At 41.4% G+C, this 12,732-nt stretch carries 14 protein-coding genes; 3 read left to right on the forward strand and 11 right to left on the reverse strand.

Annotated elements, in window-relative coordinates; all coding sequences use genetic code 11:
- Positions 1–186 precede the first annotated feature (186 nt).
- The 3 genes from alr to acpS form a co-directional block, all read right to left on the reverse strand.
- A complete protein-coding gene (gene alr, locus MHI20_RS17700) occupies positions 187–1,368 on the reverse strand; it encodes an alanine racemase (protein WP_327872479.1) in 1,182 nt (393 codons plus the stop codon).
- Positions 1,369–1,496: 128 nt separating this feature from the next.
- A complete protein-coding gene (locus MHI20_RS17705; protein ID WP_007496489.1) occupies positions 1,497–2,513 on the reverse strand; it encodes an outer membrane lipoprotein-sorting protein in 1,017 nt (338 codons plus the stop codon).
- Between the two features lie 160 nt (positions 2,514–2,673).
- Positions 2,674–3,039 (reverse strand): holo-ACP synthase, encoded by a 366-nt coding sequence (gene acpS, locus MHI20_RS17710; protein ID WP_017366663.1) that lies wholly within the window; start codon positions 3,037–3,039, stop codon positions 2,674–2,676.
- 94 nt (positions 3,040–3,133) lie between these two features.
- Here acpS and MHI20_RS17715 point away from each other — a divergent pair, with 94 nt between their 5' ends.
- Positions 3,134–3,739 carry a rhomboid family intramembrane serine protease gene (locus tag MHI20_RS17715; protein WP_007496491.1) on the forward strand — a complete coding sequence of 202 codons (606 nt, stop codon included), beginning with the start codon at positions 3,134–3,136 and terminating at the stop codon, positions 3,737–3,739.
- A gap of 56 nt (positions 3,740–3,795) precedes the next feature.
- Here MHI20_RS17715 and MHI20_RS17720 read toward each other — a convergent pair whose 3' ends face one another.
- From MHI20_RS17720 to MHI20_RS17750, 7 genes are all read right to left on the reverse strand, one after another.
- Positions 3,796–5,292, reverse strand: a complete 1,497-nt coding sequence (locus tag MHI20_RS17720; protein WP_217967519.1) for a PH domain-containing protein — start codon at positions 5,290–5,292, stop codon at positions 3,796–3,798.
- Positions 5,282–5,761: a PH domain-containing protein gene (locus tag MHI20_RS17725; protein ID WP_008346922.1), complete on the reverse strand. Its 480-nt coding sequence runs from the start codon at positions 5,759–5,761 to the stop codon at positions 5,282–5,284. The genes MHI20_RS17720 and MHI20_RS17725 overlap by 11 nt, the downstream gene beginning before the upstream one ends.
- 110 nt (positions 5,762–5,871) lie before the next feature.
- Positions 5,872–7,362 carry a degradosome RNA helicase CshA gene (gene cshA / locus MHI20_RS17730; protein WP_041507152.1) on the reverse strand — a complete coding sequence of 497 codons (1,491 nt, stop codon included), beginning with the start codon at positions 7,360–7,362 and terminating at the stop codon, positions 5,872–5,874.
- Between the two features lie 166 nt (positions 7,363–7,528).
- Entirely contained in the window at positions 7,529–7,867 is a 339-nt protein-coding gene (locus MHI20_RS17735; RefSeq protein WP_017366661.1) for a hypothetical protein, read from the reverse strand.
- Between the two features lie 127 nt (positions 7,868–7,994).
- Positions 7,995–8,687: an alpha/beta hydrolase gene (locus MHI20_RS17740; RefSeq protein WP_144680395.1), complete on the reverse strand. Its 693-nt coding sequence runs from the start codon at positions 8,685–8,687 to the stop codon at positions 7,995–7,997.
- A gap of 26 nt (positions 8,688–8,713) precedes the next feature.
- Positions 8,714–10,078, reverse strand: a complete 1,365-nt coding sequence (locus tag MHI20_RS17745) for a UDP-N-acetylmuramoyl-tripeptide--D-alanyl-D-alanine ligase (protein WP_340940227.1) — start codon at positions 10,076–10,078, stop codon at positions 8,714–8,716.
- Between the two features lie 81 nt (positions 10,079–10,159).
- The gene (locus MHI20_RS17750; protein ID WP_056703464.1) at positions 10,160–11,242 is read right to left on the reverse strand and encodes a D-alanine--D-alanine ligase; all 1,083 of its coding nucleotides are present in this window, start codon (positions 11,240–11,242) and stop codon (positions 10,160–10,162) included.
- A gap of 185 nt (positions 11,243–11,427) precedes the next feature.
- On the opposite strand from MHI20_RS17750, the gene MHI20_RS17755 reads away from it, so the two are divergent.
- Together MHI20_RS17755 and fbpB are read left to right on the forward strand one after the other, a co-directional pair.
- Entirely contained in the window at positions 11,428–11,748 is a 321-nt protein-coding gene (locus MHI20_RS17755; protein ID WP_008346934.1) for a thioredoxin family protein, read from the forward strand.
- 339 nt (positions 11,749–12,087) lie between these two features.
- Positions 12,088–12,237, forward strand: coding sequence for a Fur-regulated basic protein FbpB (gene fbpB / locus MHI20_RS17760; protein WP_065461547.1), 150 nt, complete (start codon positions 12,088–12,090; stop codon positions 12,235–12,237).
- A 98-nt stretch (positions 12,238–12,335) separates the two neighbouring features.
- Here the strand turns inward: fbpB and MHI20_RS17765 are convergent, their stop codons facing one another.
- Positions 12,336–12,671 carry a hypothetical protein gene (locus tag MHI20_RS17765; RefSeq protein WP_017366657.1) on the reverse strand — a complete coding sequence of 112 codons (336 nt, stop codon included), beginning with the start codon at positions 12,669–12,671 and terminating at the stop codon, positions 12,336–12,338.
- Positions 12,672–12,732 lie beyond the last annotated feature (61 nt).

Consider the following 12,732-nt stretch of genomic DNA (forward strand, 5'->3'; position numbering starts at 1 on the left):
AGAACATGAAGCGGCTCGCCACCCGTAAATCAAGATGATAATGGAGTTCCTCTTTCCCATTATACGCTTTTTTCCGAAAATCATACGGTATTTCCAAAATCTCTAAAAAAGGGAGAATGTTTACCCTATTTTTGTCGAATAAAAAAGAACGAAGTCAGTTTGACTATCGTTCTTTTTGAATGTTGTTTATAAAAAACTTGACCCGCCTTGAAGGAGTGGATTCCGCACTTGCACTCTTTTGCCGTCTTCTATATATACTCTTGGAACACGGTGGCCAATCGAGCACGTGACTTCATAGTTAATGGTTTCAAGTCTTTTAGCGATTTCATCGACTGGTACCATGTCTTCTCCTTGCTTACCAATTAAAACGACCGGTTCCCCTACTGGAAGCTTGTCTTTCAGTTCAACCATGAATTGATCCATACAAACCCTTCCGGCGATCTTCCGGCGCTTTCCACCAACAAGTACTTCCGTTCCTGCCAGCTTCCGGATCCATCCATCTGCATAGCCAACTGGAACCGTGCCGATCCACGTATCTTGATTGGCTGTATACGTTGCTCCGTAGCTGACACTCTCACCCTTTTGAATGTGCTTCACATGGGCAAGTTTTGTATGAAGAGACATAGCTTCTTCGAGCTTGAAAGGCAGTTCATCCTTGATTTCTTCTGACGGTGACAGCCCGTACATACTGATACCGAAGCGAACCATGTTAAACAAGACGTCTTTAAACCTTAGACCCGCTGCACTGTTGGCGCAATGAACGAGCAGCTTGTCCGTATGAAGCGGCTCAAGCAGTGTTTGAAAGGTGTCGACCTGCCGATCAAAGTAGGACTCATCCTTTTCATCTGCTGTCGCAAAGTGAGTAAATACGCCTTCCAGCTGTAAATAAGAGTGCTCGCTGACAAGTTTTTTCACTTCGTTCACTTGCTCAATCGTTTTCACACCTAATCGGTTCATTCCGCTGTCTATTTTCAAATGAAATCGTATAGGCTGTCCCATCTGCCCTTTTATCATGTTGGTGACGTCTCTCAGCCAATCGATGGAGTATGCAGTCATGATGACATTGTATCGAACGGCGACTTTGACATATTCAGCAGGTACAGCGCCGAGTACCAGTATTGGTGCTTTGATGCCTTTATTTCTTAAAGAAATGGCTTCATCTAAAAAGGCGACGGCTAATACGTCTGCTCCTGCTTTGAGAGCAGCTCTTGTCACTTCTATATCTCCATGTCCATATGCATTGGCTTTCACCACAGCCATTAGTTGAACATTTTGACCGATATGATCTTTCATATGTGAAACATTATGCTTGATTGCTGATAAATTAATTTCTGCCCATGTGTCTCTATAAAAGGCGTTTGTGTCCATCCGTCACACTTCCCTATTGAATGATTCAATCCCCTCATATGATACTAAAAATCCAGAATAATGTGAAACAACTCAAAGAAAATCAGCCCCTGCACAGGGCTGATTTGTTGTTATGTTAAGAATCTCGCCTATTTCGCTGACTGTCCTTCTACACTTTTGGCAACCATCAAGAGCTCTTCCTTCGATAGATCACTTGAAGAAATCAAGTAGTCAACTCCATCAGATGTCCAAGAAAGAGATTTGTCTGTCAGAACACCCACTGTCATGCCAAGATCGACTGGCTCGCCGTTCATTGTCACAGGCGTAGACGCTTCTGCTACCCGCGCTTTTTCCTGAATGAGTGTGAAGGATTTCTTTCCGCCATACGTCATCACATAACGCTTCCCGGCATCTGTTGTCATTTCTTTCTCTTCCATTTTCTTCACGCCCTCTGGCATATCCACAGGTGTTTTCACCGCAAAGCTGTCAGATGGATCTGCACTTGTGGCAACATCCATTTGAGAAAGTGTCATATTTTTCTTCTCATCAAAGGCGTCTTTGTCAAAGGATTTGTTGAATTCAAAGTGAGAGAATTCTACTTTCACCATTGGCTTTTTATCGCTATCCAGTACTTTCACACTGGCAGGCGCCATTGTTTTTTTATGAAAGGTAATCTCTTGGGTCGGCAGCATTTGGTTGTGCTGATAGTTGGTTTTTGTTTCAAAAACGTACTTCGACTCTTTTGCTTTGAACTGAGCTGCACTGTCATTTTTAATGTCTTTCACAAGTGATTCAAATAAATACACCTGACTGCTGTTGTTCGGCCAATCGCTATGGAAGCGGAAGCTTTTGTTTAATGAAGGTGTCAGCACAAATACACCATTGCCATTTCTTAAAATGACTTGACTCTGATCCTTCTTCGGATTTTCTAAGTAGACACGGTAAAGCTCCGGCTTCTTGTACCAAATTTCCACATGGTATTCCTGCGGATCATTTCCTGTCTCAATGGTCATTTTTGCTTTGGCTTTGTATGATGTCATTTCCTCTGCCTTTTTGTTTAAATCTCCAACGATATCCTGTTGAGATTTTTGACCGCATGCGGAGAGAATCAGTACAAAAAGGATCCCCGTTACAAGCAAAACAAAGCTTTTTCTCACCCTTTTCAACCCCTTCGTTAATTGTGTTAAAAGGAAGAAACCGCTTGTTTGACTTTAACAGTACGCCTCAAGAGTTAACTGCGTACCGCGAACCATCAAAGCCTGTTAGCAACTCGCCCTTCCTTATCGCACTACCCAATATATGAAGGGGGGACAAACAATATGCAGACTAGCTTGACAACCTTTCAATTAAAACTTGTGCTGCAGCATATTCTTTTGTGTGTGTAATGGATACATGAACGTAGTCTTCTTTTGTTTTCTCACTTTTGATGAGAGGTTTTCCGTTCGCATCTTTTTGTATCTCGATGTCGTGAAAGCTGACATACTGACCAATTCCCGTACCGTATGCTTTTGCGAATGCTTCCTTCGCCGCAAAACGGCCTGCTAGAAACTCCAGCTGTCTCTTTTCACTTAGTGTGCGAAAGACTTCCTGTTCACGTAAAGTCAAAATTCTTTCTGGTAAACGGGGCTGCCTGCTAAGCACTCGTGACAGCCGGCCGATCTCTACAATATCCATACCGATTCCTTTAATCATGAGGTACCTCCTATGATACTCGTACTAATTTGGTTGTTCGCTTCATAAACGTGTTACTATAAACTTACCATTATCTAGTCAAAAGGGGTTTGTTATGTTTATTCGAACGGAGAGCTTTCAACAATTTATTAGATCGTATCCAATCGTAACAGCGATCCTTGCTTTGCAAATCGGCCTATGGCTTTTATTTGCAATCCCTATTCCAATGATCCAGCTTGGGCAGGACCATCTCGTTGGTTTTAATTATGGTGTTGCAGCAGGAGAATGGTGGCGGCTTTTAACGCCTATTTTTCTTCACGGAAGTCTGACACATATTCTGTTCAATTCCATGTCGCTCTTCCTATTCGCTCCAGCACTTGAGTATTTGCTTGGAAAGGTTCGATTTCTTGTGATTTATCTGGGTGCTGGATTCATTGGCAATCTCGGAACCTATTGGGTGGAGCCTTTAGAGTACGTACATGTCGGGGCTTCTGGTGCGATATTTGGTTTATTTGGCGTCTATCTTTATCTTGTCCTATTTAAACCACATATGATGGACCGTGGTAATTCTCAGGTCATCTTAACGATTCTCGGCGTTTCTGTCATTATGACGTTCGTCAACTCGAACATCAACATCATGGCCCACTTATTTGGATTGATAGGCGGCATGATCCTAGCACCGATCACCCTATTCTTCCATTCAAAAAAACGACGCTATTAAGCTCATAAAAAATGTCGATCACTCCGTTTAACGGGAGCTGATCGACATTTTTTGGTTTAAGTTGATTGATTCGTTTCATAGGAATACCAATCGCATACACGTGCAGCATCTTCCTCTTCAAGGTGATGCACACCAAAGGAATCAAGCAAGGCAGAGGACTTCACAAAGGTGTGAATACTTGCCACCCGCCCTTTCTTTTGAAAATAGGATTGGGTCATCGTATAGTTTTGCATTCGTTTTCTTAAAACAATTCCGGTGGTCTTGCCGATACCTCTTGTCGTTAATTGAATCAGTTGATCTTTGATCACATATCCTGATTGTTTATAGGCTAAATACCCAAAAAACAAGGCAAATGGTAATGGAACCAGCGCCAAATATCCCCATGGTGGAAAACGTACAGAAAGGATTATACCTACAAGTAATGGAACAAATCCGTAAGATATCAGATAACGTTTTAGTGAACGCTTCGGCACTTTTTTCAATTCACTTTCTAGTGCCAGCTGATATTGATCTGTAAATTGCGTTAACAATTCATTGATTTTTTTCTTCCGTATGAGTGGAAATAAGACAGAAGAGGTCTCTTTTTCTGTAATGGAACCTCCTGCGCTGACAAGCATGACCGTCGCAAAACCAAATGGTTCACGCAGAATATTTTCTTTGATTTTCACTGCTTGAATTCTCGCAAGCGGAATGGTCATTTGATGCCTTTCAATGAGTCCTCTTGTGATGATGATGTCTTTCCCTTTTCGTTTTGCGGTAAAATTCGCATATTGAAGGGCTGTTACCCCAACACTAAGAATCCACGCAATCAATACGGCAATAAATATGAGAATCGCATAAATCTCAACACTCGCATGACTTAAAAAAGAAAACCGTTTGAAGAATCCGTCCAAAGGCAGAATTTCATCTATTTGTGTGTAAATGGCGAGACACCCAGAAATAATGACGCCGATTCCGCTTGAAGTGGTCGCAGCCAAAAGCAGCTCTGGTATACCCATTCGGTAGGAAACACTGATTTCTTTTTCTACAGGCTGTTGCGCTGTCAGAGGATCAGGGAGATCTAAATTTTCATCATTCATTTCTTCTTGTTGCAAGCTTTTCTTCCGGTTGAAAATCGATTGCTTTAATTGCTCAGCTTCTGCTTTTGTAATGGCCGTCAGGCTCACTTCAGGTCCATCCGTCCCGCCTGCCGTTTCGATTTGCACCCGAACCAAACCGAAAATCCGCTGGAAGATGCCTTCACTTGTATTCACCGTTTGAATTCGTTCTAATGAGATATACTTTTTCTTTTTGGTGATGACACCTGATTCTACTCGAAATTCATCGTCTTCCATTCGATAGGTGAATCGTCTCCATGCTAAAACGGTTGAAACAGCTTTCCATAAAAGAAGCACACCAAGAATGATAAACGCATAAAAACGAATACTTGAATTCGAGTTCACAAAAATAAGCACGAAAAAAGGGATAATGAAGTTTTTGATCATGGATACGGCATCTGATATAAAATCAATGAACATCGAGATTGGATGTACACGTTTTGGTTCAGACATCATCTTCCGTCACCCTTGCTAATCGAGATATGTAATCGCGAAGCTCATCTGCCTCTTCTAATTCCAGCGCCGGAATATCATGCACTGTCGCAGCAGTAGAAATTTGAACAGATGCCAACCGGTAGCGCCTTAAAAGCGGTCCTTGAGAAGTATCCACATGCTGAACACGTACCATTGGCACAATGACACGTGTGACACGAATCAGTCCGTGCTGTATTTCAATTTCGTTCTCAAATACTTCGTAGCGCCAGATGTGATGGCGGATTTTCGGTATGAGCCAGATTCCGAAGATGACCTGTAAAATCCACAAACCGATGAGGATGGCTCCAATCCAATATGGCCATTGAAAATAATAACTAGCTACAAATACCCCAATGATGATGAATAAGAAAATCAATGAGATAATTCCATTTTGAAGACGCCATACTTTTAATCCATTTAAGCTGATTTGACGTTGCGGCTGTTTTCTCACATTCTTCCCCCATTCTCTTACTTTTCTATCAATATATTACGAAAGAAAGCCTTAAAAGTTTCATTAGGCCTGTTAAAAAAAGCGAACCCTGCAAAGGATTCGCTTTTGAATTAGTTGTTATAAGATTTCTTTTGACGACGATCGTTAGAAGAACGATTGCGGTCATTTGAAGAACGCTTTTTATCACCGTAAGATGAACGGCTTTTTCCGCGATAGCCGCCTCCGCCGCCACCGTCTCTACGTTTTGAAGAGCTGCGGTTGTTACGATTGCGTTTTGAAACCATTGGTGCTTCGTCTGTCAAACGAACAGGCGTTGCATCTGGCTCTTTTGTCATCATTTTGATGGCAGCCGCAACCACTGTAACAGAATCATGATCTTCTAATAATTCAGCAGCTGCTGTCATGTAGAAGTTTAAGTTGTTTTCACTGATGATTGTGCGCAGACGATCAATGGTTACTTGTTGTTGTCCTTCGATTGCCTCATCTAGTGTTGGTTCTTTCATACGATCCATTTTACGTTTAGTCGTTTGCTCGATCGCACGAAGCATATCTTTTTCACGTGGTGTGATGAATGTCATCGCCATACCTGTACGTCCAGCACGTCCAGTACGTCCAATACGGTGTACATAGCTTTCTGGATCTTGTGGCACGTCAAAGTTATACACGTGTGTTACGCCTGAAATATCAAGTCCACGTGCTGCAACGTCTGTTGCTACAAGCACATCGATTGAACCTTCTTTGAATTTACGAAGCGCAACCATACGTTTCGCTTGAGTCAAGTCACCATGAATTCCTTCAGCTGTATAACCTCTAAGGTTCAGTGCTTCAGTCAATTCGTCAACGCGGCGCTTTGTACGGCCGAAGACAATTGAAAGCTCAGGTGATTGAATGTCAAGAAGACGAGTCAATGTATCAAACTTTTTACGTTCATGGATATCCAAGTAGAACTGCTGGATGTTAGATACAGTCATTTCTTTCGCTTTTACTTTTACGTGTTCTGGGTTTGTCATGAAACGTTCTGCAATACGCTTAATTGGTGCAGGCATTGTCGCAGAGAATAAAAGTGTTTGGTGTTCACTTGGTACATTTGAAAGGATCGATTCAATGTCTTCGATGAAACCCATGTTTAGCATTTCGTCTGCTTCATCAAGCACGACTGTTTCAACATTTTGAAGACGCATTGTACGACGGTTAATGTGATCGAGTAAACGTCCTGGAGTCCCTACGATGATATGAGGATTTTTCTTGAGCGAACGGATTTGGCGACCGATATCTTGTCCACCGTAAATCGGAAGTACGCGCGCACGCTTGTCTTGGCCAATTTTGTATAGCTCTTCAGATACTTGAATCGCTAATTCTCTTGTTGGCGCAATGATAATCGCTTGGATATTTGGAGACGCTGGGTCGATTTTTTCTACAAGAGGAATACCAAACGCTGCAGTTTTTCCTGTTCCTGTTTGTGCTTGTCCAATGACATCTTTATTCTGAAGACCGAGAGGAATTGTTTCCGCTTGAATCGGTGTTGCTTCTTCAAATCCCATGCGGTTAATAGCTTTCATGAGACTTTCGCTTAATTGAAAATCTTGAAACGTTATAGTCAAATTATTCAAACTCCTTCTAATTGCTGTTTCAGTAATCTCGTGAATGATCATTAAAAACTGCCCTTTGTATGAAAGGACAGGTCCATTATATACAAAGCCCGAATTACCCTACATTATATCTTACCATTACACTATTTGTTTTTCAACAAGACAGAAATGGATATATCTACTGCTCGACAATGACCGATTCACCTTCACTTTGATCTCCGTCCATCCATTTCCACTTTTCAAACAGTTGAATTTTTCCGTTATCCAGCTGCTTAGGAGTGGAATGACATGAACCGCTTCTCATGCTGCCATCCTTACTTACATGGTGATATCTAAAATGAAGTGCTCCGTCTTTATTCACAGTTCCTACAAGCACGCCAGATTGAATACTGCCGCCTTGATATGTGCCCGTTAAAATATTCCCGTCCTGACGATATTGAAATATGGTTCCTTCCGATACTTCCCCATTGCTCGAATTAGACTGCGGGACAAAGGTTTTTCCGTCATATTGAAACAACCGAATCGACCACCTTTTCTTACCTATTGTAACATAGGCCTGTCACTCATTCGACAAAAATGATGCAATTTTTAACAAGTGGGATTCAATTTATATTAGTTTAGCCACATTTTAGCTTTTCTATAGATTAAATTGTTTTTTTTAGAAATTGTTCGACTTTCTCAAACAATTGCTGTGCACAAGGCTCATGACAAACGTGATGTTTACAATCAGGTAAATAGAACATTTCTTTCTGACGGGACGGGATTTTATGATAAATGAATTCCGCACTAGAAGCGGGGACGATCCCATCACTTTCACCTTGAACGATCAAGACAGGTAGATGAAGCTTTTCAAGAGAACCTTTCGTTTGCTTCACCAATTTCATAAATTCTACAGCAGCTGATAGCGGTGTACTCGTCAGCTTATGACGATATCGATCATACAATGGGTTCGTCTCAATCAAACCAGACAAGGATTCCTTCACCATCTGCCTTGTGTCTTGAATCATTTGTTTTGGGTTTACATATTTAGCAGCAGCACTTAACAGAACAAGACGGGCCACTGGATACTTCGCTGCTAAATATGAGGCAATCATCCCGCCCATAGAAAAGCCGATCAAATAAATGGTGTCACATGTTCGGTAAAGGGATAAGAGTTCTAATTCAGCGGTGGCAATCCACTCCTGATAGAGAATGCCTTTGAGCTGAAGTTCCTCCCCATGCCCCGGAAGCGTGACAGATTGTACCGTCCAATCTGTCGTCTGCTTTAAATATTCCGCAAGCGGCTCTACTTCATACGGGGCACCAGTAAAACCGTGTATACATAGACAGCCAATCACCCTGTCACCTTCTTTGCCGATCTGATTTATAGTGCAGTAATAACGTCTTCCAATCTCATGCCACGGGAAGCTTTGACCAGAACGACATCGTCAGGTCCTGCCACATCCGCTAGTTTTTTCTTCAGTTCTTCTTTGTCCATATAAGAAGACACGCTATCGTCTCCAAATGCTTTCTTCGCTCCTTCAGCAATGAATGCGCCAAGACGGCCAAACGTTAAAACATGATCAATAAACTCAGGCTTGATGTACTCCCCTACTTCAAAATGATAGGTCTCTTCTTCACTGCCCATCTCCAGCATATCTCCGAGAACGAGTATGCGGTTAGCAAAGCCATCCATATCTCCTACAAGATCAATCGCTGCTTTCATCGACGTAGGACTCGCATTATACGCATCGTTGATAACCGTGATACCCTTATCTGTTTTAAACAGTTCTAAACGCATGCCTGTCAATTTCGTTTGCATCAGCCCTTGGGCAATTTGTCTTTCATTCAGACCGAAATGCTGGCCGATTGCAATAGCTGCAAGAGCATTCTTTACATTGTGTTTCCCTAATACAGGAATGAGAAACCCTTGAGCATATCCCTCCACTTGAAATTCAGTGCCTTCAGCGAGTTGGTGAATGTGAATCACCTTGATATCACAGTCCTCTGATTCTCCAAACGTTTTTACGCTGCGTGCCAGGGCATTTGCTCTTTGGCGGAGTAAAGGCTCATCTCCTAAATAATAAAAAGTCCCATCCTCTTTTAACCCTTTTGTGATCTCACATTTTGCATCTGCAATAGCTTCTCTTGATCCTAAATCCTGCATATGAGATTCTCCAATATTCGTGATGACAGCTGCATCAGGTTCAGCGAGTTTAGATAAAAATTCGATTTCCCCTTTTGCACTCATGCCCATCTCTAGTACAGCAATCTCGGTTCCTTCTGGCATCGCAAGGATGGTCAGTGGAAGTCCAATGTGATTATTAAAGTTGCCATCTGTTTTGTGGACTCTGTATGTCGTTTGTAGGACAGAATGGATCATATCTTTCGTCGTTGTTTTGCCATTACTTCCAGTAATACCGACAACTCGAGGGTTTTCCTCTTTTAAGTATGATTTTGCAAGCTGTTGGAGTGCTGTCAAAGTATCCTCTACAAGTATGACAGGTACACCGAACGGTGGATTCGCTTCTGTTTGATTCCAAAGAACCGCTGCCGCTCCAAGCTCCACTGCTTTTGAAGCAAAAGTGTGACCGTTAAAATGTTCCCCAATAAGCGGGATAAATAGTGCGCCTTTTGATACTTTTCGTGTATCTGTTGTCACTCCGTGTATCTGTTCTTCGCCAAAAGCTTCATTCGATAATGTGCCACCAGCCATTTGGGCGACTTGTTTCACTGTACGTTTGATCATGTTTTTTCGCCTCTCTTTCTCATTTCACGTTTGAAGGAAAAGAGACACTACCTGTAGGATAGTGTCTGCTTGCTTCTTACATTAAAAAGTGGTTTTAATGGTTTGTTTTTCTTGATGGCGCTCAATTGCAAGTGACACCAGCTTCTCAATCAGCTCAGGATACTCTACACCAGTATGTTTCCAAAGCAGCGGGAACATACTAAAAGGTGTGAACCCTGGCATTGTATTCACTTCATTGATCAGCACTTCGCCTTCTTCTGTTAGGAAGAAATCTGCACGTACGAGGCCAGATCCATCAATGGCTTTAAATGCCTTAATCGCCATATCGTGAATCGTCTTGTACTCTTCCTCTGTCACACTCGCAGGAATGATCAAATCTGTATCGCCATCTTCATATTTTGCTTTGTAGTCATAAAAATCTGTTTTAGGTGCAATTTCACCAACGACTGAGCATTTCGGCTCGTCATTTCCTAATACACCAATTTCAATTTCTCGTCCTACAACGCCTTCTTCCACAACAACACGACGATCATATTGGAAAGCCAAATCAAATGCTGTTTGCAGCTCTTCTTTGCTGCGGCATTTACTAATTCCGACACTTGATCCCATGTTGGCAGGTTTCACAAAACAAGGATACCCGAGAACTGCTTCTACCTGTTCTAGACTGTCTGATATGGCTTTCTCATAATCCTTTTTATTGAAGGAAAGATGCTTTGCCTGCGCAAGCCCAGCTTGAGCAAACACATCTTTCATCATGACTTTATCCATACCCGCAGCAGACGCGAGAACGCCGTTACCGACATACGGGATATTCATTAGTTCAAGTAACCCTTGCATGGTCCCATCTTCACCATTTGGCCCATGTAGCAATGGAAAGACGACATCAATCTTTTCATCAGCTGATGCAGGCTGTGGAAACATGCTTTCATTTAAAGAAGTTGGTAAAAACGTCTTTGCATTTTGTTCAAATTGAAGCATTTTGACGTTTGATACTGGTTCAGTGAGTTTTTCTCCTCTTAGCCATTCGCCCTCTTCTGTAATATAAATTGGATGTATATCGAACTTCTCAGTGTTAAGTGCTTTTGTAACTGCAAGGGCTGTTTGCAGTGATACATTATGTTCGGCTGACTTTCCGCCGTAAACCAATCCTAAACTTATTTTCAATGGATACTCCCCCCACTAAAATTCATCTTTACTATCTTATCACTTTCAAGCAAAAATGCTCTAATTAATTTTTGTTGTTACGGAATTGAAATGATTTGTAAAGGTTGTAAGCGCCCCCCCGAGCATTTGTATGTCATTCGCCTTTATTTTATATTAAAATGACATTGAAAAGGAGTTGTGACAAATTGAAAAAAATTACAAGCACTGAACAATTCAACGAAATCATTCAATCAGACAAAGAGGTCATCGTTAAATTTTTTGCGACATGGTGCCCTGATTGCACTAGAATGGACATGTTCATTCCAGACATCTTAGAGGCTTATGCTCAGAATGAATGGTTTGAAATAAACAAAGACGACTTTCCTGAGTTAGCGGAAACGTATCAGGTCATGGGAATTCCTAGTCTGTTAATTTTCAAAAATGGCGAAAAAACAGGTCATTTACACAGTGCCAACGCTAAATCACCTGAAGAAGTAACAGAGTTTCTTCAAGAACACGTTTCATAACTCATTTGAATGGAGACATCAGCCAACTTATGCTGGTGTCTTTTTTTATATCCTTTTAAATCAAATCTCTTCATAAGACGAGATGTGCGGCTAAAATGTTTCAACATCGACAGGAATGTTTGATCTGATTTCATGACAAGGTTTGACAGCGGATTATTTCCTGGGAAAGAATTCATCGTCGATATGGATGGGAATATGTCGGTTACGTGAATTTTCTGAATTGAATCTTTACTTATGACATTCTGCTTTGTATAATGGAGATGCTAATTGAAAATGATTATCAATTTCATCTGTGTGAAATCTTATAGAGTCCATTCTACCAAAGGAGCGTTGAGTTACATGTCTAAGAAGAAAATCAAAACGTATCAGCAATTGATCGAAGAAAACAAGGAAGCAATCATGCAAGACCCTAAAATGATGGAAAGTATATACGAAACCATCGACAAAAAGCACCAGAAGCAGCTTGCCGCTGCTGGACGTGAATCATAAACACAAGAAGAGCAGTCAAACAGATGGCTGCTTTTTTATTTGCCTGAAGAAAAGAAAAAGCCGATAAAATCTATTCTTCGATTTTATCGGCTTTTGTTTTAATGTGATTTCGCTACACGGTCTTGTTTCATTCCTAAATAGATGAGCATATATGTTAGATAACCCATTGTCATCGTTAAACCACCGAAGAAGAATTGTGAAAACACGGGTTCTTCAAATGTCGTAACGGCAGCAAGAACGATCCAGCTTGCATATAAATAGACCATGAACCATTTCATGTTTCTTTTAAGTGTATACAGAAAGAAAAGACCCGCTAATGAAAAGATCCCTAGCGCTAGTCTGAAATAAACAAGATGATCAAACTGGAAGGCAAAAGACACAAACGAAAACGACAACAGCAACAAAATAGGTAAAGCCGTAATAAAATTTTTCACGATAGTGCCACCTCCATGACTCTGTCTTATTATAAGACAAAATCAGCCGGTTATCGTGAAA

This window comes from Bacillus sp. FSL K6-1106, from assembly GCF_038005245.1.
Taxonomy (GTDB): Bacteria; Bacillota; Bacilli; order Bacillales; family Bacillaceae; genus Bacillus; species Bacillus altitudinis.

Excerpts from the sequence above, each read along its gene's own strand:
- alr (WP_327872479.1), bottom strand. The coding sequence starts at position 1,368 with ATGGACACAAACGCCTTTTATAGAGACACATGGGCAGAAATTAATTTA.
- acpS (WP_017366663.1), bottom strand. The coding sequence starts at position 3,039 with ATGATTAAAGGAATCGGTATGGATATTGTAGAGATCGGCCGGCTGTCA.
- MHI20_RS17715 (WP_007496491.1), top strand. The coding sequence starts at position 3,134 with ATGTTTATTCGAACGGAGAGCTTTCAACAATTTATTAGATCGTATCCA.
- MHI20_RS17720 (WP_217967519.1), bottom strand. The coding sequence starts at position 5,292 with ATGATGTCTGAACCAAAACGTGTACATCCAATCTCGATGTTCATTGAT.
- MHI20_RS17745 (WP_340940227.1), bottom strand. The coding sequence starts at position 10,078 with ATGATCAAACGTACAGTGAAACAAGTCGCCCAAATGGCTGGTGGCACA.
- fbpB (WP_065461547.1), top strand. The coding sequence starts at position 12,088 with ATGTCTAAGAAGAAAATCAAAACGTATCAGCAATTGATCGAAGAAAAC.